Annotated in this window: 20 protein-coding genes; 3 read left to right on the forward strand and 17 right to left on the reverse strand. The window is 74.1% G+C overall.

The window, feature by feature from the left end:
- Positions 1-19 precede the first annotated feature (19 nt).
- From smc to ABZ801_RS09620, 13 genes are all read right to left on the reverse strand, one after another.
- Positions 20-3,691: a chromosome segregation protein SMC gene (gene smc, locus ABZ801_RS09560; RefSeq protein WP_360695036.1), complete on the reverse strand. Its 3,672-nt coding sequence runs from the start codon at positions 3,689-3,691 to the stop codon at positions 20-22.
- Positions 3,692-4,416: 725 nt separating this feature from the next.
- Positions 4,417-4,614: a hypothetical protein gene (locus tag ABZ801_RS09565; RefSeq protein WP_344945204.1), complete on the reverse strand. Its 198-nt coding sequence runs from the start codon at positions 4,612-4,614 to the stop codon at positions 4,417-4,419.
- A 252-nt stretch (positions 4,615-4,866) separates the two neighbouring features.
- Complete coding sequence (locus ABZ801_RS09570) at positions 4,867-5,148, reverse strand: acylphosphatase (RefSeq protein WP_360695040.1); 282 nt, start codon at positions 5,146-5,148, stop codon at positions 4,867-4,869.
- Between the two features lie 19 nt (positions 5,149-5,167).
- Positions 5,168-6,088: a bifunctional DNA-formamidopyrimidine glycosylase/DNA-(apurinic or apyrimidinic site) lyase gene (gene mutM, locus ABZ801_RS09575; protein ID WP_344945208.1), complete on the reverse strand. Its 921-nt coding sequence runs from the start codon at positions 6,086-6,088 to the stop codon at positions 5,168-5,170.
- A 46-nt stretch (positions 6,089-6,134) separates the two neighbouring features.
- Entirely contained in the window at positions 6,135-6,932 is a 798-nt protein-coding gene (gene rnc, locus ABZ801_RS09580) for a ribonuclease III (protein ID WP_344945506.1), read from the reverse strand.
- 307 nt (positions 6,933-7,239) lie between these two features.
- Positions 7,240-7,419 (reverse strand): 50S ribosomal protein L32, encoded by a 180-nt coding sequence (gene rpmF, locus ABZ801_RS09585; protein ID WP_344945211.1) that lies wholly within the window; start codon positions 7,417-7,419, stop codon positions 7,240-7,242.
- A gap of 1 nt (position 7,420) precedes the next feature.
- Positions 7,421-7,987 (reverse strand): YceD family protein, encoded by a 567-nt coding sequence (locus ABZ801_RS09590; protein ID WP_344945214.1) that lies wholly within the window; start codon positions 7,985-7,987, stop codon positions 7,421-7,423.
- 150 nt (positions 7,988-8,137) lie between these two features.
- Positions 8,138-8,623 carry a pantetheine-phosphate adenylyltransferase gene (coaD, locus tag ABZ801_RS09595; RefSeq protein ID WP_344945217.1) on the reverse strand — a complete coding sequence of 162 codons (486 nt, stop codon included), beginning with the start codon at positions 8,621-8,623 and terminating at the stop codon, positions 8,138-8,140.
- 119 nt (positions 8,624-8,742) lie between these two features.
- Positions 8,743-10,170, reverse strand: coding sequence for a penicillin-binding transpeptidase domain-containing protein (locus ABZ801_RS09600; RefSeq protein WP_360695045.1), 1,428 nt, complete (start codon positions 10,168-10,170; stop codon positions 8,743-8,745).
- A 57-nt stretch (positions 10,171-10,227) separates the two neighbouring features.
- Positions 10,228-10,797 carry a 16S rRNA (guanine(966)-N(2))-methyltransferase RsmD gene (gene rsmD / locus ABZ801_RS09605; RefSeq protein ID WP_360695048.1) on the reverse strand — a complete coding sequence of 190 codons (570 nt, stop codon included), beginning with the start codon at positions 10,795-10,797 and terminating at the stop codon, positions 10,228-10,230.
- Positions 10,798-10,920: 123 nt separating this feature from the next.
- The gene (locus tag ABZ801_RS09610) at positions 10,921-11,793 is read right to left on the reverse strand and encodes a HEAT repeat domain-containing protein (protein WP_360695051.1); all 873 of its coding nucleotides are present in this window, start codon (positions 11,791-11,793) and stop codon (positions 10,921-10,923) included.
- 221 nt (positions 11,794-12,014) lie between these two features.
- Positions 12,015-14,222, reverse strand: coding sequence for an ATP-dependent DNA helicase RecG (gene recG / locus ABZ801_RS09615; RefSeq protein ID WP_360695054.1), 2,208 nt, complete (start codon positions 14,220-14,222; stop codon positions 12,015-12,017).
- Positions 14,223-14,260: 38 nt separating this feature from the next.
- Positions 14,261-15,859, reverse strand: coding sequence for a DAK2 domain-containing protein (locus ABZ801_RS09620; protein ID WP_360695057.1), 1,599 nt, complete (start codon positions 15,857-15,859; stop codon positions 14,261-14,263).
- A 268-nt stretch (positions 15,860-16,127) separates the two neighbouring features.
- Here ABZ801_RS09620 and rpmB point away from each other — a divergent pair, with 268 nt between their 5' ends.
- On the forward strand, positions 16,128-16,322 hold the full coding sequence (gene rpmB, locus ABZ801_RS09625) for a 50S ribosomal protein L28 (protein WP_030164391.1): 195 nt from the start codon (positions 16,128-16,130) through the stop codon (positions 16,320-16,322).
- 155 nt (positions 16,323-16,477) lie between these two features.
- Here the strand turns inward: rpmB and thiD are convergent, their stop codons facing one another.
- The 3 genes from thiD to ABZ801_RS09640 all read right to left on the reverse strand — a co-directional run bounded on the left by thiD (position 16,478) and on the right by ABZ801_RS09640 (position 19,007).
- Positions 16,478-17,296: a bifunctional hydroxymethylpyrimidine kinase/phosphomethylpyrimidine kinase gene (gene thiD, locus ABZ801_RS09630; protein WP_360695060.1), complete on the reverse strand. Its 819-nt coding sequence runs from the start codon at positions 17,294-17,296 to the stop codon at positions 16,478-16,480.
- A 51-nt stretch (positions 17,297-17,347) separates the two neighbouring features.
- A complete protein-coding gene (locus ABZ801_RS09635; protein ID WP_360695063.1) occupies positions 17,348-17,830 on the reverse strand; it encodes a cellulose binding domain-containing protein in 483 nt (160 codons plus the stop codon).
- Positions 17,831-18,086: 256 nt separating this feature from the next.
- Entirely contained in the window at positions 18,087-19,007 is a 921-nt protein-coding gene (locus ABZ801_RS09640; protein ID WP_360695066.1) for a thiamine-phosphate kinase, read from the reverse strand.
- A 101-nt stretch (positions 19,008-19,108) separates the two neighbouring features.
- On the opposite strand from ABZ801_RS09640, the gene ABZ801_RS09645 reads away from it, so the two are divergent.
- Together ABZ801_RS09645 and ABZ801_RS09650 are read left to right on the forward strand one after the other, a co-directional pair.
- The gene (locus ABZ801_RS09645) at positions 19,109-19,342 is read left to right on the forward strand and encodes an Lrp/AsnC ligand binding domain-containing protein (RefSeq protein WP_344945246.1); all 234 of its coding nucleotides are present in this window, start codon (positions 19,109-19,111) and stop codon (positions 19,340-19,342) included.
- Positions 19,343-19,357: 15 nt separating this feature from the next.
- Complete coding sequence (locus tag ABZ801_RS09650) at positions 19,358-19,864, forward strand: DUF3515 domain-containing protein (protein ID WP_360695069.1); 507 nt, start codon at positions 19,358-19,360, stop codon at positions 19,862-19,864.
- A 7-nt stretch (positions 19,865-19,871) separates the two neighbouring features.
- On the opposite strand, the gene ABZ801_RS09655 is transcribed toward ABZ801_RS09650, so the two are convergent.
- Entirely contained in the window at positions 19,872-20,423 is a 552-nt protein-coding gene (locus ABZ801_RS09655; RefSeq protein ID WP_360695072.1) for a nuclear transport factor 2 family protein, read from the reverse strand.
- Positions 20,424-20,427 lie beyond the last annotated feature (4 nt).

Below are 20,427 nucleotides of genomic sequence, written 5' to 3' on the forward strand. Positions count from 1 at the left end.
GGCGGGCTAGGCGGGCGGGCTAGGCGGGTTCGGGTTCGCGCAGGCGCTGGCTGACGACCTGGGTGACGCCGTCGCCGCGCATGCTGACGCCGTAGAGGGCGTCGGCGCCCTCCATCGTGCGCTTCTGGTGGGTGATGATGATGAGCTGGGAGTTCTCCCGCAGTTCCTCGAACACCGTGAGCAGGCGCTGGGTGTTGGTGTCGTCGAGGGCGGCCTCCACCTCGTCCAGCACGTAGAACGGGGACGGGCGGGCCTTGAACACCGCCACCAGGAACGCGATCGCCACCAGGGAGCGTTCGCCGCCCGACAGCAGCGACAGCCGCTTGACCTTCTTGCCGGGCGGGCGGGCGGCGACCTCCACGCCCGTCTCGAGCAGGTTCTCGGGGTCGGTGAGCGACAGGCTGCCCTCGCCGCCGGGGAACAGCCGCACGAAGATCCGCTCGAACTCGCGGGCGGTGTCCTCGTAGGCGGTGCCGAAGACCTGCTGAACGCGGTCGTCGACCTCCTTGACGATGCCCAGCAGCTCGCGGCGGGTCTTCTTCAGGTCCTCCAGCTGGTTGGTGAGGAACGCGTGGCGTTCCTCCAGGGCGGCGAACTCCTCCAGGGCCAGCGGGTTGACCTTGCCGAGCTGGTTGAGCTGGCGTTCGGCGGTCTTGGCGCGCTTCTCCTGGGCCGCCCGGTCGTACGGGACGGGCCGGGCGTCCTCCCCCGCCTCGGGGCCGGGCGGGACGGGCTGGTCGGGCCCGTACTCGTTGATCAGCGCCTCGACCTCCAGGCCGAACTCCTCCAGCGCCCGCTGCTCCATCTGCTCCAGCCGCAGCCGCTGCTCGGCGCGGGCGACCTCGCTGCCGTGCACGACGTTGACCAGCCGTTCCAGGGTGCTCGACAGCTCCCGGACCTGGGTGCGCACCACCTTCAGCTCCGACTCGCGGGCGGCGCGGGCGCGTTCGGCGGCCTCGCGCTGCGCGACCGCCGCCGACAGCGACACCTCGATGCGGTCCAGGGACTGCCGGGCGCCCGACAGCACCGCCTGGGCGATCTTGGCCTGGCGTTGGCGGCGGGCGCGGCGGCGTTCGGCCCGGACGCGTTCCTCGCGTTCGCGGCGGGCGGCGCGTTCCAGCGCGTCGGCGCGGCCGGCGATGGCCTGGACGCGCTCCTCGGCGGTGCGGACCGCCAGGCGCGCCTCCATCTCGGCGGCGCGCAGCTCCTGGCAGCGGGCCGCCAGCTCGTCGCGGGCCTCGGTGTCGTGCCCGGCGTCGTCGGCGACCTCGGCGGCCTCCTCCGCTTCGGCCAGCCGCAGGGCCAGCTCCTCGGCGGCCTGGGCGTCGCGTTCCAGGGACTCGTTGGCCGCGTCCAGCGCCTTGGTGAGTCGCTCCACCTCGCCGCGCGCGGCGCGCACGCCCGCCTCCAGCCGGGCGGCCTGCTTGGCCTCCTGGGCGGCCTTGCTCTCGAACTCGCGCAGCCTGCCGCGGACGCGGTCCAGGTCGCTCTGGGCCTGATTGACGCCCGACTGGGCCTGGTTGACGGCCGCCTGGGCGGCGTCCAGGGCGCTCTGGGCCTGCTGCTCGGCCTCGACGGCCTCGGCGAGGTCGGCGGCGCTGCGTTCGGCGGCGGCCTCGGCGGCGGCGAGGTCCTCGGTGGCCTGGTCGAGGGTGGCGCGCATCTGCAGCAGGCTCTGGGCGCCTCCTGCGGCGCCGCCCTGGGCCCAGTGGGCGCCGACGAGGTCGCCGTCGCGGGTGACGGCGCGCAGGCCCGGCTCGCGCCGGACGAGCTCGGCGGCGGCCGCCACGTCGTCCACCACGGCCACGTCGCGCAGCAGGTGCCGCAGGGCCGGACGGATCTCGTCGGGGACGGTCACCGCGTCGGCCGCGTAGTCGACGCCGGGCAGGCGGTCGTCCGGCGGCGCCTCCGCCCCGCCTCCGACGACCAGGCCGGCCCGTCCCGCGTCGCGTGCGCGCAGCAGCGTCAGCGCGGCCTCCGCCGTGTCCAGCGAGCCGACCGCGATGGCCTCGGCGGCGCCGCCCAGCGCGGCGGCCACGGCCGTCTCGTAGCCGGGCCGCACGGTGAGCAGCGACGCCACCGTACCGAGGACGCCCCGCAGGGAGCCGTCAGAGCCGGCGGCGAGCAGCGCCTCCCCGCCGTCGGCCGCCGACCCCAGGGTCAGGTTCAACGCCTCGATACGGGCCTGCAGGGCCGTCACGTTCTTCTGGGCGGCCTGGTCGGCCGAACGGGCCGCCGCCACGGCCGCGCGGGCCGCCTTCAACTGCTGGCGGGGCCCGTCCACGGCGGCACGGGCCTCCTCAAGGGCCTCCTTGGCGGTGGCCAGGGTCTCCTGGGCGAGCTCGTGTTCGGCGACGAGTTCGGGGTCCTCGACGACCTCGCCCTCGTACGCCTCGTACTCGGCCTGGGCCGCCTCCGCGCGCGCCTCGGCCTCGGCGCGGGCCTCGGCGAGACGGCCGATCTCCGACTCGCCCGCGTGGACCTTGCTGCGCAGCGCCTCCACACGTCCGCGCAACCGGGCCAGTTCCTCGCGGCGGTCGGCGGCGGCGCGCGCGGCGGCCTGCAGGCGGCGCTCCTCGGCGGCGAGGGCCTCCTCGGCGCCGGAGCGTTCGGCGACGGCGCCGTCCAGCCCGGCCTGGGCCTCCTCCAGGGCGGCGCGCTGCATCTCCTCCTGCTCGCGGATCTGCGCGGCCTCGCGTTCCAGCTCCTCGGGGTCGCGGCCGCGCCGCTCCTCCTGGTGCGCCTCGGTGGCGTTGCGGTGCCGTTCGGCGGCCAGGTCGGCGACGCCGCGCAGCCGTTCCCGCAGCGCCGACAGCTTGAACCAGGTGTCCTGGACCTGCGCCAGCTTGGGCGCCTCGATGGCCTCCTCGGCCTCCAGCTCGCCCTCGCGGCGCTGCGCCTCGGCCAGGGCGCGTTCGGTCTCGGCGCGCCGCTCCCGCACGGCGGCCTCGTCGGCGGCCTCCTGCTCCAGCCTGGTGCGCAGGGTGACCAGGTCGTCGGCGAGCAGCCGCAGCCGGGCGTCGCGCAGGTCGGCCTGGATGACCGCGGCCCGGCGGGCGATCTCGGCCTGCCGGCCGAGGGGCTTGAGCTGGCGGCGCAGCTCGCCGACCAGGTCCTGCACGCGCGTCAGGTTGGCCTGCATGGAGTCCAGCTTGCGCAGCGCCTTCTCCTTGCGCTTGCGGTGCTTGAGGACGCCGGCGGCCTCCTCGATCACCGCCCGGCGGCCCTCGGGGCCGGAGTGCAGCACCCGGTCCAGCTGCCCCTGCCCGATGATCACGTGCATCTCGCGGCCGATGCCGGAGTCCGACAGCAGCTCCTGGATGTCCAGCAGGCGGCACGGGTCGCCGTTGATGGCGTACTCGCTCTGCCCGGACCGGAACATCAGCCGGCTGATGGTGACCTCGGTGTAGTCGATGGGCAGGGCGCCGTCGGCGTTGTCGATGGTGAGGACGACCTCGGCGCGGCCCAGCGGGGGGCGGCTGGCGGTCCCGGCGAAGATGACGTCCTCCATCTTGCCGCCGCGCAGGGACTTGGCGCCCTGCTCGCCCATCACCCAGGCCAGCGCGTCGACGACGTTGGACTTGCCCGACCCGTTCGGCCCGACGACGCAGGTGATGCCGGGTTCGAACTTCAGGGTCGTGGAGGACGCGAAGGACTTGAAGCCGCGCAGCGTCAGGCTTTTCAGGTACACGCGCTCGCTGTCCTCCTCGACGGATCGCGCAGGGCCACGCCCCCGAAACGCTCTTTGTGCGGGCCACCCCTACGTCCCCCAGACGGGCGGCCCCGTGGCGCATTCCCGGCGGCAGGGCCGGGAGCTTGTCGAACGATACCGGCCAAGACGCCCCTGGCCCGGCATCCGCGCTGCCGTTCCCTTCTAATGTGCCACGCCCGATGTGCCGGGGTCCGCCCGTATCAGCCGAACGTCGTCGGCGGAAACCGCGTTTACGGAAGCGGCGATCGGGGAGGGGGTCGGCACTGCCGACGCGGCGAGGGGCGCTGGTGGCCGGGCGTGGACGGCGCCGACCCGGTCGAGGCGGGGTGCCGCCCGGCTACGGCTGTCTGCCCGCTCTTCCGTCCGTCCCGGCGGGACAGGCGGTCGCGAGGGAAAAGGCGCTTCCGTCCGGCCGCGCGGGGACGCGGCGTCGCCCTGATGGTCTGCCGGATCCGGGGGCGGATGCCGTCACGTCCGGCGGGCTGGATGTCCGGCGGCTGCCACGACGGGCCGTGCCGGATGCGACGCACCCCGGCCCACCTGGAGCTTCTCGGGCGGCACCGGGCCCGGCCGCGACATCTCGCGCGGCGTGCCGAGGACGTGCCGCCCCGTGGGGAACATCACCAACGACCGGTAAAAAGGTGCAAAACAATAGGGACGCCCGACTCGGCGTCCCTGTGTTGTTTCGATGGAAAAGGCGCCGATCAGGTCAGCGCCGGTTCGCGGTCCTTCACCCCGAGCGAGATAACGTCGTCGTCTGCCGCCGAAGCGAGCGCGTCGTTCTCCGCCTGAAGCCGTACCAGCTCGGCTTCCAGATCACGTACGCGCTGCTGCAGGCGCCGCATCTCCGCGACCATCCGGGGGTCGGGACCGCCGACGTGGCCGAGTAGAGCCTTCGCCATGACTAAGGGTCCTCCACGCTGAGTAACCAGCAGGGATCGCGCACGAAGAGCAACGAAGTGTTGGTGCGCGTATCGTCTAGAGTCGCACCGGCCGGTGTCCTGGTCAAGACGCACATCACAGGCCGGTAACAACCTGTCGTCACTAGTTTAGCAGGTACAAACCGGAATTCCCTACCCGATCATCGGGTCCTCGCCCCGGCGTGCGCGCCGCCCGCCTTCCCGCAGGTCAGCGGCCCCGCCCCGGGACGCCGGTCAGCGCTCCTCGAAGCCGACGGCGCCACGCGGCTCGCTCCAGCGCTCGGCGACGCCGGTCACCTGTCCGGGTGTGCCCGGGCCGCGCAGGAGCTCCAGCAGCCGCTCACAGGCCGTACGCGGCCCTTCGGCGACCACCTCCACCCGGCCGTCCCGCAGGTTGGTGGCGCTGCCCGCCAGGCCCAGCTCCAGCGCCCGGGACCGCGTCCACCAGCGGAACCCCACGCCCTGCACCCGGCCCCGCACCCACGCGGTCAGCCGCACCGTCGCCTCGTCGGTCACAGCCCTCCCCCACGGCCCTTCAGTAGCGCGCCCGGCGGGGACGCGGCTGGCACTTCGGGCAACTGTAGGACGAGCGGTTCATGAACGCGTCGCGCCGGATCGGCGAGCCGCAGCGCCGGCACGGCTCGTCCCTGCGCCCGTACACGTCCAGGGAGCGGTCGAAGTAGCCGCTCTCGCCGTTGACGTTGACGTAGAGGCTGTCGAACGAGGTGCCGCCCACCGCCAGCGCCGCCGTCATGACCTCGCGCGCCGCCTCCAGCAGGCGCCGCACCTCGGCGCGGGTGAGGGTCTCGGTGGGACGCGCCCAGTGCAGCCGCGCCCGCCACAGCGCCTCGTCGGCGTAGATGTTGCCCACGCCGCTGACCAGCGACTGGTCCAGAAGGGCCCGCTTGACCCCGGTGTGCCTGCGGCGCAGCGCCCGGTAGAACGCCTCGTCGTCGAAGGCGTCCTCCAGCGGGTCGGCCGCGATGTGCGCGATCGGTTCCGGAACGGACGCCATCGTCGCCACCGCCACCGACGGGGCGAAGGCGTCGGGGACCAGCTCGGTCAGCATCAGGTGGCCGAACGTCCGCTGGTCGACGAACCGCAGGTCGTGCCCGTCGTCGTCGAACACGATCCGTATCCGCAGGTGCTTCTCCAGGGCCCGGCCGGGATCCCCGACGAGCAGCTGCCCGCTCATGCCCAGATGGGCCAGCAGCGCCTCGCCCGCGCCGTCGCCGGACGCGCTCCCCGGGCCGGTCAGGGGCAGCCACAGGTACTTGCCGCGGCGGCGCGGCACGTCCACCGTGCGGCCGGGCAGGCGGGCGGCGAAGTCGTCGGGGCCGGGGACGTGGCGGCGCACCGCACGCGGGTGCAGCACCTCGGCGGACCTGATCGTGCGGCCGGCCACATGGCGTTCCAGCCCGCGCCGGACGACCTCGACCTCGGGCAGCTCAGGCATCCCGGGCCCCCGGGGCGTGCACGGCGAATCCGATCATGTCGCCAGACTACGGGCGCCCGGACGTGCCCGCGCCGTCGTCGGCGGCGCCGTTACCGGAGACGTCGCGCGCGCCGCCGCCCGGCGCGTCCCGCTCGGGTCCGTTGGCGGCCTCCCGCCGCACGGCCATCTCGCGGATGGCGTTCCAGGCGGCCTCGGCGGCGTGCTGCTCGGCCTCCTTCTTGCTGCGGCCCTCGCCCGAGCCGTAGGTGACGCCGCCGACCCGGACGGACGCGCGGAAGGTCTTCTGGTGGTCGGGCCCGCTCTCGGCGACGTGGTACTCGGGCACGCCCAGCTCCTCGACCGCGGTCAGCTCCTGCAGCGAGGTCTTCCAGTCCAGGCCCGCGCCCAGGCCCGCCGAACGGGCGATCAGCGGGTCGAACAGCCGGTGCACCAGCGCGGACGCCTCGTCCAGGCCGCGGTCCAGGTAGACGGCGCCGATCAGCGCCTCCAGGGTGTCGGCGAGGATGGACGCCTTGTCGCGGCCGCCGGTGCCCTCCTCGCCCCGGCCGAGCCGGATGTGGGCGCCCACGCCCAGCGACCGCGCCACGCCCGCCAGCGCCCGCATGTTGACCACGGCGGCGCGCAGCTTGGCCAGCTGCCCCTCGGGCAGGTCGGGGTGGCCGCGGAACAGGGTGTCGGTGACGACCAGGCCCAGCACCGAGTCGCCGAGGAACTCCAGGCGCTCGTTGGTGGGCAGGCCGCCGTTCTCGTAGGCGTACGAACGGTGCGTCAGCGCCCGTTCCAGCAGTTCGTCGGAGACGTCCACGCCGAGCGCGGCGACGAGTTCGGCGCGGTCGGCGGGCACGGGTTCGGGTTTCTTGGCGCTCACAGGCCCTCCTCGCAAGGCCCCGCAGCCGCGTGCGCCGCGGCTGCCGTCACGGCGGGCGACCGGCCGGACGGCACGGGACGGTGCGGCGAGGAGAGTTCCGCGAAGACGAGGTGCGCGCCGGTCGACCGGCCCAGGGGGCCTTTCCCGGCGTGCACCACGGCCTCGGGCGCCCGTCCCCGACCTCGCTCGCCCGCGCCGGACCCGGCCCGCCGGGTGGTCGATGGCGAAAGCACCTCAAGGGGCGGCCGCGCCGCGCGCGGATCCGCCCCCCGTGGTACGTAGGTCAGGCCGACGGGGTGATGACCTGCCGCCGGTCGTAGGTGCCGCACGTCTGGCACGCGACGTGCGGGAGCTTCTTGTCGCGGCACGTCGGGCACTCGATCAGGTTCGGCGCGGTGGCCTTCCACTGCGCACGCCGGTGCCGCGTGTTGCTGCGCGACTTCTTCCGCTTGGGGACGGCCACGTCAGCCCTCCTGCTTTCCTTCTCGTCGGTCGTGTGGTCCGCTCCCGCCCGGAGGCAGATCCGGGGGAAGCAGGCCCCGAAGGGCCTCCCACCTGGGGTCGGCCGCCTCGTGGCGGTGCTCCGGGCCGACGTCGGCCAGCCGCGCGCCGCAGTCCGGGCACAGCCCCGGGCAGTCCTCCCGGCACAGCGGGGACAGCGGCAGCGCCAGCACCACCGCGTCCCGCAGCACGGGTTCGAGGTCGATGAGGTCGTCCTCGAGTCGGAGCTCGTCGTCCTCCGCGTGCCCGCCGGAGCGGGTGTCAGGATAGACGAACAGCTCCTGGAAGTCCGCCTCGAAGGTCGAGGCGATCGGGTCCAGGCAGCGCGCGCACTCCCCCTCCAGGGGCACGCGCACCGTCCCGGTCACGAGCACGCCCTCCAGCACCGCCTCGAACCGCAGGTCCAGTTCCAGGTCCGCGCCCTCGGGAACGCCCACCATCTCGACGCCGAAATCCTCCGGGGCGGGCACGACCAGGGTCTCCTCACGCGACGACCCGGGTTGCCGGCTCAGCGCTCGGGTGTCGAGCACCAGCGGGCGGGTCGAGTCGAGGCGGGACAGAGGATTCCTACTTTCGTGACGCATGGTGGATCACGGCCGTCGCTCCAGGCCGATTTCCCAGGGTACCGAACCGTACGGCCCGCACCCAACTCAGGGCGACCCGGGGCGTCCGGCGCCGGTTCAGGCGGTGGGTTCCTGGAGGCGTTCGACGAGCCGCTCGTGGACGATGTCGGGCACCAGCCCGGAGATGTCCCCGCCGAACCGCACGACCTCCTTCATGAGGCTGGACGACAGGAACGCGTACTCGGGGTTGGTGGCCATGAACAGCGTCTCCACCCCGGCGATGCGGTGGTTCATCTGCGCCATCTGCAGCTCGTACTCGTAGTCGCTGACGGCGCGCAGCCCCCGGACGATCACCGGGATGTTCTGCTCCCGGCAGTAGTCGACGGTCAGGCCGTAGAACTTGTCCACCTTGACGTTGCCGTACTCCTTGGTGACCTCGGCGATCATGTCGACGCGCTCGTCGACGGTGAACAGGCTCTTCTTGGCTTTGTTGATCAGAACGGCGACGACCACCTCGTCGTAGAGGCGGGAGGCCCGGCTGATGATGTCGAGATGCCCATTGGTGACGGGGTCGAACGATCCCGGACAGACGACACGGCGCACGAGGTTAGCCCCTTCGGTCCCGCGGTTGCGACCTGCGGCGCGACCGTACCAAACCGCGTTCGGTGCGCTTTCACCCGGGCTCCTGCCCCGCCCGCGGCCGGCCACACCCCGCGTTCCGGCTAGCCGAGGGCCTCGATGACGCGGGCCGCGATGGGGCCGGAGTTGATGCCGTATCCGGGGGCCTCGGTCATCACCGCGACGGCGTAGCGGGGGTCGGAGCGCGGGCCGAAGCCGATGAACCACCGGTCGTTGTACGAGGCGCTCTCCACGTCGGCGGTGCCGGTCTTACCGCCCAGCACGGCGCTGCCTTGCAGGGTCTTTCCGGTACCTTCCCGCACCACGGCCTCCATCATGTCGCGCATCCGCCGGGCCTGGTCGGCGGAGAGGGCGCGGCCCAGGCGGCGCGGCCGGGTCTTCTCCACCGGCGACCCGTCGGCGCCCAGCAGCCGGTCCACCAGGTACGGCTTCATGACCTGCCCGTCGTTGACCGCCGCGGCCGCGACCATGGCCATCTGCAGCGGCGTGGCGACGGTGCTGCCCTGCCCGATCGCGCCCAGCGCGGCCAACGCGGGCTGGTCGGTGCGCGGGTAGGAGCTGGCCGCGCTGTTCACGCCGTCGGCGATCGCGATGCGGCCGCCGAAGCCGAACCTGGCCGCCTGGTCGGCCACGGCGGCGTTGCCGGGCTGCTCGGCCCCCATGTACGCGAACGTGGTGTTGCAGGACTGGGCGAAGGCGTCGATCAGCGGGATGGCCGCCTGGTCGCACTGGCCGCCGATGTCGGCGGCGTCGTTGTTGATCGCCTGTCCGGCGCCCCTCGGCCGGTAGGCGCGGCCCGCCCGGACCCGGGTGTTCTCGTCGGCGCCCGCCGTCATCGCGGCCGCCGCGACGACGGCCTTGAACGTGGACCCGGGCGGGAACAGCTCGCCGGTCGCCTTGTTCAGCATCGGCTTGAGGGGGTCGGCGTTGAGCCTGCGGAACGCCGCGTCGGCCCGCCCGGCGTCCAGGGTCGACACCTCGTTGGCGTCGTAGGACGGCGTGGACGCCAGCACCAGAACGGCGCCGGTGGACGCGTCGAGCGCGACGGCGGCGCCGCGCCGGGCCCCGGAGGCGGCCAGCGCCTGGTAGGCGGCGCGCTGGGCGTCCGGGTCGACGGTGGCCTCGACGGTGCCGCCCGGGATCTTCTTGCCGAGGATCCGGTCGACCAGGCTGGTGGTGGCCAGGCGGGGGTCGGTGCCGTCCAGGATGTGGTTGCCCGCGTCCTCCAGGCCGCTCTGGGAGAACCGCGAGAAGTATCCGGTGACCGGCGCGAACACCCTGCCGTCCAGGTAGCGGCGCTGGTAAGTGCGCTCGCCGGGCACCTGCCGCGACCAGGCGAGCCGCTCGCCGCCCGCCACGATCGGCCCGCGCGCGATCTTGTTGCGGTTCTGGAACTGCCGCGCGTTGAGCCGGTCGTCGCGCAGGTTCTGGGCGTCGAAGCCCTGGAGGTAGGTGACGTTGGCCATGAGCGCGAGCACCATGACGACCGTGAGGACCCAGGTCCGCCTCACTGCCTTGTCGGTGCCGCGCATCATCCGGAGCCATACCCCCAGGGGCGCCGGTTGCTCCTACGACCGCTCCACGGCGCGGCCGTACCAGAACACGGCCTCACCGTAACGCCGGTCCCGCTCGGCGAGATAGCCCTCGGGCCACTGGGGCGGGGCGCCGCGCGCCGCCCGTTCGACGACGACGAGGGCGTCGGGGGCCGTCCAGCGCTGGTCCCGCAGCGTCTCCAGGAGACTCGTCACGGCGTCGTCGGACAGCGCGTACGGGGGGTCGGCGAAGACGAGGTCGTACGGCTCGTCCGGGGGCCGCCGTACGACGCGTTCCACCCGGTCGGCGCAGACGCGCGCACCCGGCAGGCCCAGGGCGGCCACGTTCTCCCGGATGACTTTGACCGCGCGCGGATGCGACTCCACCAGCAGCGCATGCGCGGCCCCCCGGGACAGCGCCTCCAGGCCGACGGCACCCGATCCCGCGTACAGGTCGACGACGCGCAGCCCGTCCAGCGGCCCGAGCAGTGCGCCGATGGTGGAGAACAGCCCCTCCCGGGCGCGGTCGCTGGTAGGCCGCGTGTCCCGCCCCGCCGGCACGACCAGCCGCCGCCCGCCGGCACTCCCCGCAATGACCCTCGTCATGCCCTCAGTATCGCGGCGCTCGGATGGCGGCCGTGAGATAAGGCGGGCGAGGCGTCCCCACCCCAGGACGCCCCGCCCACGCCGGTATCGGGCCCGTGCCGGGCCCGTGTGCGCCGCCAGCCGTCAGGCCAGCGCCCAGCGGACCTGCGTGCGCACACCCGGATCCGGATCGGCCAGCGCCTCGGTGAGGGCGGTGAGCACGTCCGGTCGGTGCGAAGCCCATCGTTCCAGAGACTGGACCGCTGCGCGTCGCACGTCCACGATACGGTCACGCAGCGCCCGCACGAGCGGCGGGACCGCCGTTTCCGGGTCGTCGGCGGCGCCCAGGGCCAGCGCCGCGCGTCGCCGCACCTGCCAGCTGGGGTGGGCGAGGGCGGTGACGACGCGTCCGGCCAGCGGCTCGGGCACGCGCAGCCCGGCGGCGGCGTCCAGCGCGGCCATCCGCACCACCGGGTCGTGGTCGGCGAGCAGGTGCTCCAGGGCGGGCAGCCCGGCGGGCCGGGCCAGTCTGGCGAGTCCCTCGGCGACCGCGACCCGCACCTCCCGCGCCGGGTCGTCGGCGGCGTCGGCGACCTCGGCCGCGGCACGCAGGGCGACGAGCCCGAGGACGGCCTGTACCCGCAGGTGCGGCTCCCCGTCGTGCAGGCCCTGCGCGTACAGCTCGCAGGCCGTCTGGGTGAGGACGGCCAGCACCTCGGCGGCGGCCTCGCGCACATACGGATCAACGCTGTGGGACCGGGCCAGCAGCAGCGCCTCGACGCCCTCCTCCCCGAGGTACAGCTCGGGCAGGTCGCGCAGCGCGTCGGCGGCGACGCGGCGGACGCCGGGATCGGCGTCGGCCAGCGCCCAGGCGAAGGTGTCGCCGGCGGCCAGCGGGGCGCGGCCGGCGCGGGCCCTCCCGGCCAGGCCGTGGAGGGCGGCGGCGCGCACCTCGGGTCCGGGGTCGCGCAGGAGCCCGTCCAGCTCGGCGGGCCCGCTGTAGTCGGTGGTCGTCATGGGGGAATGCCTCCGGTGCCGTCGGAACCTGTGGACGTCGGTTCAGCGGCGCGGACACAACGCGCTGGCCTGGCGCCGGAAGTCGACGTGCAGGCGGGCGGTCAGGGGCCGGATCGGAGACACGACCCCATCGTCATCGAAAAAACCCACCAAGTCAACCTATTAAATAGGAAATTCTCGCCATGGCGTCCGTCACAGGACCGGACGCGGCCCGTGCCAGGTCAGGCCTTCTCCAGGTAGTCGGCGCGGTCCTCGTCCAGGAGGGCGGCCAGCTCGTCGGCGAGCGCGGGATGCCCGGCCAGGTCGGGGTCCTCGTCCACCAGCCGCGTGGCCTCCTCGCGGGCGGCGCGGATGACGTCCTCGTCGCGCTGCAGCGTGAGCAGCCGCAGGCTGGACGAGCGCCCGGCCTGGGCCGCGCCGAGCACGTCGCCCTCCCGGCGCTGCTCCAGGTCCAGCCGGGACAGCCGGAACCCGTCGGTGGTGGAGGCCACCGCGTCCAGCCGCTCACGCGACCCGCTGCCGGGCTCGGCGTCGGTGACCAGCAGGCACAGGCCGGGCAGCGTGCCGCGGCCGACGCGGCCGCGCAGCTGGTGCAGCTGGGAGACGCCGAACCGGTCCGCGTCCATGATCACCATGACGGTGGCGTTCGGCACGTCCACGCCGACCTCGATGACCGTGGTGGCCAGCAGCACGTCCAGCTCCCCCGCCGCGAAGCGGCGCATGACCGCGTCCTTCTCGTCCGGGTGCAGCTTGCCGTGCAGGACGCCGATGCGCAGCCCGGCCAGCAGCTCGCCCTCCAGCCGGGGCAGCAGCTCCATGATCCCCAGCGGGGAGCGCCGTTCGGCCTCGTCCTCGGCCACCACCGGGGCGTCGTCCTCGGCGCCCTCCTGCTCGCCGATGCGCGGGCAGACGATGTAGATCTGGCGGCCCTGCCGCGCCTCCTCCTTGATGCGCTCCCAGATGCGGGCGAAGTACGCGGGCTTCTCCGGGGGCACCACGTGCGTGCGGATCTCCGACCGCCCCTCCGGCAGCTGCCCCAGCACCGAGGTCTCCAGGTCGCCGAACACCGTCATCGCGACCGTGCGGGGGATCGGCGTGGCGGTCATGACCAGCACGTGGGGCCGCCCCCCGGACACCTTCTCGCGCAGCGCGTCGCGCTGCTCGACCCCGAACCGGTGCTGCTCGTCCACCACCACCAGGCCCAGGTCGGCGAACTGCACGTGCCCCTGCAGCAGCGCGTGCGTCCCGACGACGATGCCCGCGGCGCCGGACGCCACGTCCAGCAGCGCCTCCTTGCGGGCCTTGGCGCCCTGCGACCCGGTCAGCAGCGCCACCCGGGTGGCGTGGTCGGCCCCGCCGATCTGCCCGGCCTGGGCCAGCTCCCCGAGCATCCCGGTGATCGACCGGTAGTGCTGCTGCGCCAGCACCTCGGTCGGCGCCAGCAGCGCCGCCTGCCCGCCCCCGTCCACCACCTGCAACATCGCCCGCAACGCCACGATCGTCTTGCCCGCGCCGACGTCGCCCTGCAGAAGGCGGTGCATGGGGTGCTCGCGGGCCAGGTCCGCGGCGATCTCGTCGCCGACCTGGCGCTGGCCCTTGGTGAGCTCGAACGGCAGGCGGGCGTCGAAGGCGTCGAGCAGGCCGTCCGCGACGGGGGGACGCGGTTTGGCGGGCAGGGCGCTCGCGGCACGGCGGCGCCGGGCCAGGGCGATCTGCAGGACGAACGCCTCGTCCCACTTCAGCCGTTTGCGGGCGCGGCCGAGCTCCTCCCAGTCGCGGGGGCGGTGGATGCCCTCGTACGCCTCGCGCAGGCCGACGAAGCCGTAGCGCCGCCGGATCGGCTCGGGCAGCGGGTCGTCGCCGAGCCCCAGGCCGTCGAGGTTGTCCAGCAGGACCCCGACGGACTTGCCGATCGTCTCGATGTCCAGGCCCTTGGTGGAGGGGTAGATCGGGATGATCTCGTCGGCCCACTCCTGGGCGGCCTCCTCGGCGTCGCGCGCCGCGACCACCTTGTACTGGGGGTGGGCCAGCTGGCGCTGCACGCGGCCGCTGCGCGGGCGGTAGGTGCTGATCTTCCCGGCGAACAGGCCGCGGGTGCCCGGCGACAGCTCCCGTTCGGGCCGGTAGGAGCCCTTGCGGCCGAAGAAGCTCAGCTTCAGCTCGCCGGTGCCGTCGGTGACGGTGATCTCCAGGACGTAGCCGGGGCTGCGGCTCAGCGTGCGGCCCTGCACCTTGACGACCTCGGCCATCACCGTGACGTGCTCGCCGTCCTGCAGGTCGTTGAGCGGGGTGAGCTCGCCGCGGGTGGCGTACCGGCGCGGATAGTGGTGCAGCAGGTCGCCGACGGTCTGCAGGTCCAGGCCCTTGTCCAGCACCTTGGCCGTCCTGTCCCCCAGGACCTTGCGCAACGGCTCGTCGAGTTTCGCCACGTCCCCCTTTCTACCGCGCGGCGCCGTCAGAGGCGGGGTCACTCGATCCCGACGAGCAGGGGGTACCGCTCCTGGCGGCCGTCGTAGACGACGACCTCCACGTCCGGCCGGTGCTCGCGCAGGTGGTCCTCCAGCGCGGCCGCCAGCCCGGCCGGGGCGTGCGCGCCGGCGATGAGGGTGACCAGCTCGCCGCCGCCCGACAGCATCCGGTCCAGCACCTGCCGGGCCACGTCGGCGAGATCCGCGCCGATCATGGCGACGTCGCCCTCGATCAGGCCGAGGACGTCGCCGGGCTGGCACAGGCCCACGCTGGTCATGGCCTCCCCGGCGGCCACCTCCAGATGCCCGAACCGGGTGGCGCCCGCCGCCCGGGTCATGGCGATCACGTCGTCGTGGAAGCGGCGCAGCGGGTCGTGCACGGCCAGCGCCGCCAGGCACTGCACCGACGCCCGGGTGGGGACGACCGCGATGCGCACGCCGCTGTCGCGGGCCCGTTCGGCGGCGGCCTCGGCCAGGGCCAGCACCTCCGGCTCGTTGGGCAGCACCGCCACCTCGTCGCCCGCCGCGATGATCGCGTCGGCCAGCACCGCCAGCGGCGGCGCGGCGCCGGGCGCGCGGCGCACCACCCGCGCGCCGCAGCTCTCGAACAGCTCGGCCAGCCCGTCGGCCGCCGTGACCGCCACCACGGCTCGTCCCGCGCACGGCGCCTGCGGGTGCTCCTCGGCGTGCAGGTAGGTGACGCGGATGCGGTGCGGGCGGCCCGCCCTCAGGCCCGCCTCGATGGCCGCGCCCGCGTCGTCGACGTGCACGTGGACGTTCCACAGCCCGTCACCGCCCACGACGACCAGGGAGTCGCCGAGCCGGTCGAGGTCCTCGCGCAGGTCGGGGACGGTCTCGTCGGGCGCGTCCAGCAGGTACATCACCTCGTAGCCGGGGGCGGCCTCCTGCCGGGCGGGGCGCTCCCCGGCCGGGGGGACCCCCGTGCGGGCGGGCACCTCGTACCGTTCGGGGTACTCGTCGGTGAGCACGGCGGCGAGGGCGTCGAGCACCACGCACAGCCCCGCGCCGCCCGCGTCCACCACGCCGCTGCGGGCCAGCACGTCGAGCTGCGCGGTGGTGCGGCGCAGCGCCTGCCGCGCCCCGGCGGCGGCCGCGCGGGCGGCTCCGGCCAGGCCGCCGGTCCCGTCGTCCCCGGTCGCGCCGTCGCCGGTTGCCGAGGACGCGGCGTCCAGCACGCTGAGGATCGTGCCCTCGACCGGATGCGCGACGGCGTTGCGCGCCAGGACCGCCGCGTACTCCAGCGCCTCCCCGAAGCGGACCGGGTCGGGGGACGCGCCCCCCGGTCCGAGGATCTCCGCCAGCCCGCGGAACACCTGGCTGAGGATCACCCCGGAGTTGCCCCGGGCGCCCAGCAGCGCGCCCTGGGCCAGCGCCCGCCACACGCCGGCCACGTCGGCATCCGCCCGCTCCGCCGCCTCGGCGGCCGCCAGGACGGTCAGGTGCAGGTTGGTGCCGGTGTCGCCGTCGGGGACGGGGAAGACGTTGAGGGAGTCGATCTCACCGCGGGTCCGGCCGAGGGCGTCGGCCGCCAGCCTGCTCCACCGCCGTACCGCCGCCGCGTCGAGGACCTCGCCCACACTCGCCCCTCTCCACCGGTGCCCGGCCGCCGCCGGAGGTGTCCGCCGGGGGCCGCAGGGGTTTCCGCGCCCCCATCTGTACCGCGCGCACCGTACCCTTGGGAACCGGTCGCGCTCGGCGTACGGGCGCGGCCGATTCGCCTCTCCGACGCCGGGTCGGCTACCCTGGTCCGTGCGCCTCGTCCGGGGTGCCATTCGCGAGCGCCGGTCCGTCCGGTGAGACACCGGTCGCTCCATCGCACAGCATCGACACCACTTGGAGTTTCCCGTGGCTTCCGTCTGCGACGTCTGCGGCAAGGGACCCGGTTTCGGCATGCGCGTCTCCCACTCGCACCGCCGCACCCCGCGCCGCTGGAACCCCAACATCCAGCGCGTGCGCGCCGTCGTGAACGGCAGCACCAAGCGGATCAACGCCTGCACGTCCTGCATCAAGGCGGGCAAGGTCGTCAAGCCCACCGTCTGAGACGGATCGGGGCGGCCGAGGCTGCTCGTCGAGCTTCGCTCGACTTCGCCGTTGCCGCGCCCGCTGTGTCTCCCAGGGGGCCGACCCCCTGGAACCCCCATGAGTCGGCTCACCGGTTCTCCGGCGAGCCGACTTTTTCTTGTCCGCGGGACGGGTCAGGAGGACTCGCGGAGCCGCCAGCCGTGGTCGACCGGGCCGATGCCCGCGCCCAGGGGGAATCCGGCGGCGATGGCCCCGGTGACGTACTCCTTGGCCTTGGCCACGGCGTCGTGGACGTCCTCGCCGCGCGCCAGGTAGGAGGCGATCGCGGACGCCAGGGTGCAGCCCGTGCCGTGGGTGTGGCGGTTGTCGTGGCGGGGCGCGGTGAAGCGGTACTCCCGCTCACCGTCGAACAGCAGGTCGGCGGGTTCGCCCGGCAGGTGGCCGCCCTTGATCAGCACCCAGCGGGGGCCGAGCGCCTTGACCGCCTCGGCGGCCTCGCGCATCCCCGACTCGTCCACCACCTTCACGCCGGTGAGCTGCTCGACCTCCCAGAGGTTGGGGGTGACGACGGTGGCGACGGGCAGCAGCGCGCTCCGGACGGCCTCGACGGCGTCGGGGGCCAGCAGCGCGTCGCCGTGCTTGGACACGCCGACCGGGTCGACCACGACGGGGACGTCCACCCCGGCGAGCACCTCGGCGACGGTCTCCACCAGCGCCGAGGACGCCAGCATGCCCGTCTTGATCGCGTCGGCGCCGATGTCGGACAGCACCGAGTCGAGCTGGGCGCGGACGGCCTCGGGCGGCAGCTCCCAGTAGCCCTGCACGCCCAGGGAGTTCTGCGCGGTCACCGCCGCGATGACGCTCATCCCGTGGGTGCCGAGGGCGAACATCGTCTTCAGGTCGGCCTGGATGCCGGCGCCGCCGCCGGAGTCGGAGCCCGCCACGGTGAGCACGAGCGGCAGTGCCTTGTCGGCTGGGGAGTTCTGCGTCATGCCGCCCACTTTAGGCGTTTCACCGCCGGGATGATCCGCGCGGAAGGCGGGTCAGACCCGGGTGCAGCGCAGGCGGTTCAGGACGCAGTAGTACGGGCCGTGCGGGGTGCCGGTGCCGACGAACACGATCCGGACGGACTGGCCGGGGGCGAGGGCCTGGGCGCCGGGGCGGCTGCGCACGTGGCCGGTCGTGCCGGTGCGCACGACGCTGGCGCCGGAGAACGACACGATCCGGGAGTTCTTGATCCTGAAGGCGAGGGCCCACCTCGCCACCGGCTGGGAGCCGCGGTTGGTGACGGTGGCGGTGGCGCGGTAGCCGGTCTCGGTGCGGGAGGCGACCCGGAAGGCCACCACCAGGCCGTCGGCGCGCTCGGCGCCCCGGCTGGCGCGGTCGCCCTGTCCGCGTTCGGACACCTGGCTCTCACGGTTGCCGGTGTGCGGCTCGGACGGGGCGCCGCCGGCGAAGTTCAGGGAGATCTGCTGGGTGCTGAACGCGTAGGCGACCACGCCGACGGCGATTACCAGCGCCAGCATCGGGAAGAGCGGAAGGGGAACGAGACCAAGGAGCTTGGACCACTGGCGGCCGGTCTCCGGCGGATCCGCGCCGGTGGCGTCGCCCTCGTCATCGGGTCGGTTCGGCTTGGTGTGTCGTCCCATCCCATCCCTCTTCGATCAGAGGATGTATACCAAACCAGCACCAAATGTGCCTACCAGACGGTGAAAGACGCACCGCGCCGTCAGACGGGGCTATCCGAGGCTGTCCGCCAGCCCGCGGAGCCCCTCGGCAAGCTCATCCGCGGAAATGGTCCCATCCTCCGGGCCCGTAGGGGCGGCCGTCCACCATGACGCCTTCGCCGTCGGCGACGCGGCCGATGACCGCCCAGGCGGGGGGCAGGTGCGCGGCGGGCGGGAAGGTGCCGGCGAACGCGTGGTCCTCACCCCCGGTGAGCGCGTGCCGCAGCCCGTCGGGCCCGAGGACCGCCGGTACGGGGACGGCCGCGGAGTCGACCTCGACGCGGACGCCGGAGGCCTCGGCGATGTGACCGAGATCCTGCAGAAGGCCGTCGCTGACGTCCAGCAGCGCGGTCGCGCCGGACGCGCGCGCCTCCTCGGCCGCCTCGTAGGGGGGACGGGGCCGCCGGTGCGCCTCGACCAGTTCCGCGGGCTCGCGCTCGCCGCGCCGCAGCAGCTCCAGGCCCGCCGAGGAGAAGCCGAGCCGCCCCCGCACCGCCACCAGGTCGCCGGGACGCGCCCCGGACCGCGTCAGCGGCGGCCTCCCGCCCAGGTCGCCCAGCGCCGTGATCGCGAGAGTGATCACCGGGGCCGCCACCACGTCGCCGCCGGCCACCGACGCGCCCGTCACCGCGCACTCGTCGGCCAGCCCCGCGTACAGGCGCTGCGCCCAGGCGGCCTCGGTGGCGGCGGGCGCGGCCAGCCCCACCAGCAGCGCGGTGGGACGGGCGCCCATGGCGGCCACGTCCGCGAGGTTCTGCGCCGCGGCCTTGCGCCCGATGTCGTAGGGGGACGACCAGTCGCGGCGGAAGTGCCGGTCTTCGACGAGCAGGTCGCAGGTGGCCACGACACGCCCGTCCGGCGCGGCGACCACGGCCGCGTCGTCGCCGGGGCCGAGCGGCACGTCCCGCCCGAGCGGCAGCCCCCTGGTCAGGCGGGCGATCAGCCCGAACTCCCCCAGCTCACCGATCGTGGTCATTCGCCCCCCGAAATATGGAGATCGCCCCCGACGCACCGTCACAGCGGGTATCACGATACGGTGACCGTCCGACGGCAAATTCTTCGCCCGGGGAGGACGAGATGGTGCGCGCCTACATCCTCATCCAGACCGAAGTGGGCAAGGCGGCCGAGGTCGCCCGTCAGATCGCCGACATCCCGGGTGTCGTCCAGGCCGAGGACGTGACCGGGCCGTACGACGTGATCGTCCGCGCGGAGTCCGGCAACGTCGACGACCTCGGCAAGCTCGTGGTGGCCCAGATCCAGGCGGTCGAGGGCATCACCCGCACGCTGACCTGCCCGATCGTGAACATCTGAGGCATCGACCCGACCGTGCGCCCTCCCGCCCCCCGCGTGCCGTCGCCCGCCGCCCGCCGCACGGCGCGGGCCCGGAGCGCCGCCCTGGCGCTCCTGCCCGCCGCCCTGCTGCTGGCCGGATGCGGCGCCGGGGCCGTCCAGGTGCCCGTGCCCACGCCGGACGCCGCGACGGCCCGGCTGTGCGCGGGGCTGCGGCTGCCGGAGAAGGTGCACGGGCAGCAGCGCCGCGACACCTCCCCGGAGTCGCCGCTGACCGCCGCGTGGGGCTCGCCCGCGATCGCGTTGCGCTGCGGCGTGCCGCGTCCGGCCGAGCTGCGGCCGGAGTCCCGGCTGATGACGATCAACGGGGTGGACTGGTTCGGCGTGCCCGCCGACCGGCCCGTCACGTTCACCGCCGTGGCCCGTCAGGCGTACGTCGAGGTGACCGTGCCCGCCAAGTACGCGCCGCCGGGCGACGTCCTCATCGAGCTCGGCTCGGCGATCACCGCCACCATCCCCGAGAAGCCCGAGGGCCAGATCTAGGGGTGGGTCACCACAGCGGCACCGGGCTTTCGCCGCGGGGGTAGTAGCCGGGGACGGGCTCGCCGGACGAGGCGCGTTCCAGCCGTCGCCGCATCCCGTCCGACAGCACGTCGGCCTTCATCATCTCCACGAACACCGCGGTGACGTTGCCGAGGTCGAACCAGTCGCGCTGCCAGGACCACCGCCGCCCGCCGGCGTACCGGAACCAGCTTCCGCCGATGCCCGCCACCTCGTACGGTGTCCCGTCGGGACGGCGGGCGTCGGCGATCTGCTTCCAGAACCCGACGACCTCGCCCCTGCCGTCGTCGATGAGGATGCTCTGGTACGGGTAGCGCCAGCCGTCCAGCCCGCCCATCTCCGAGCCGAGCGCCAGCTCGCGGATCTCCTCGCGGCCCACGGCCATGAAGTCCTGGCCCGGCCCGATGTTCCAGCCGTAGGTGGCGTCCTCGGTGTACAGGTCGGCCAGCGGCCGCCAGTCGCCGAGCCGCTCGCACCGCCGGTTGCTGTCGAGCCAGTGCTCCACCATGTCTTCGAGTTCCTCGCGCGGGAACGCGGGCATCCGG

It is taken from the genome of Actinomadura sp. NPDC047616, from assembly GCF_040642915.1.
GTDB classification, from domain to species: domain Bacteria; phylum Actinomycetota; class Actinomycetes; order Streptosporangiales; family Streptosporangiaceae; genus Spirillospora; species Spirillospora miaoliensis.

Excerpts from the sequence above, each read along its gene's own strand:
- ABZ801_RS09565 (WP_344945204.1), bottom strand. The coding sequence starts at position 4,614 with ATGGCGAAGGCTCTACTCGGCCACGTCGGCGGTCCCGACCCCCGGATG.
- mutM (WP_344945208.1), bottom strand. The coding sequence starts at position 6,088 with ATGCCTGAGCTGCCCGAGGTCGAGGTCGTCCGGCGCGGGCTGGAACGC.
- rsmD (WP_360695048.1), bottom strand. The coding sequence starts at position 10,797 with ATGACGAGGGTCATTGCGGGGAGTGCCGGCGGGCGGCGGCTGGTCGTG.
- ABZ801_RS09610 (WP_360695051.1), bottom strand. The coding sequence starts at position 11,793 with ATGACGACCACCGACTACAGCGGGCCCGCCGAGCTGGACGGGCTCCTG.
- thiD (WP_360695060.1), bottom strand. The coding sequence starts at position 17,296 with ATGACGCAGAACTCCCCAGCCGACAAGGCACTGCCGCTCGTGCTCACC.
- ABZ801_RS09635 (WP_360695063.1), bottom strand. The coding sequence starts at position 17,830 with ATGCTGGCGCTGGTAATCGCCGTCGGCGTGGTCGCCTACGCGTTCAGC.
- ABZ801_RS09640 (WP_360695066.1), bottom strand. The coding sequence starts at position 19,007 with ATGACCACGATCGGTGAGCTGGGGGAGTTCGGGCTGATCGCCCGCCTG.
- ABZ801_RS09645 (WP_344945246.1), top strand. The coding sequence starts at position 19,109 with ATGGTGCGCGCCTACATCCTCATCCAGACCGAAGTGGGCAAGGCGGCC.
- ABZ801_RS09655 (WP_360695072.1), bottom strand. The coding sequence starts at position 20,423 with ATGCCCGCGTTCCCGCGCGAGGAACTCGAAGACATGGTGGAGCACTGG.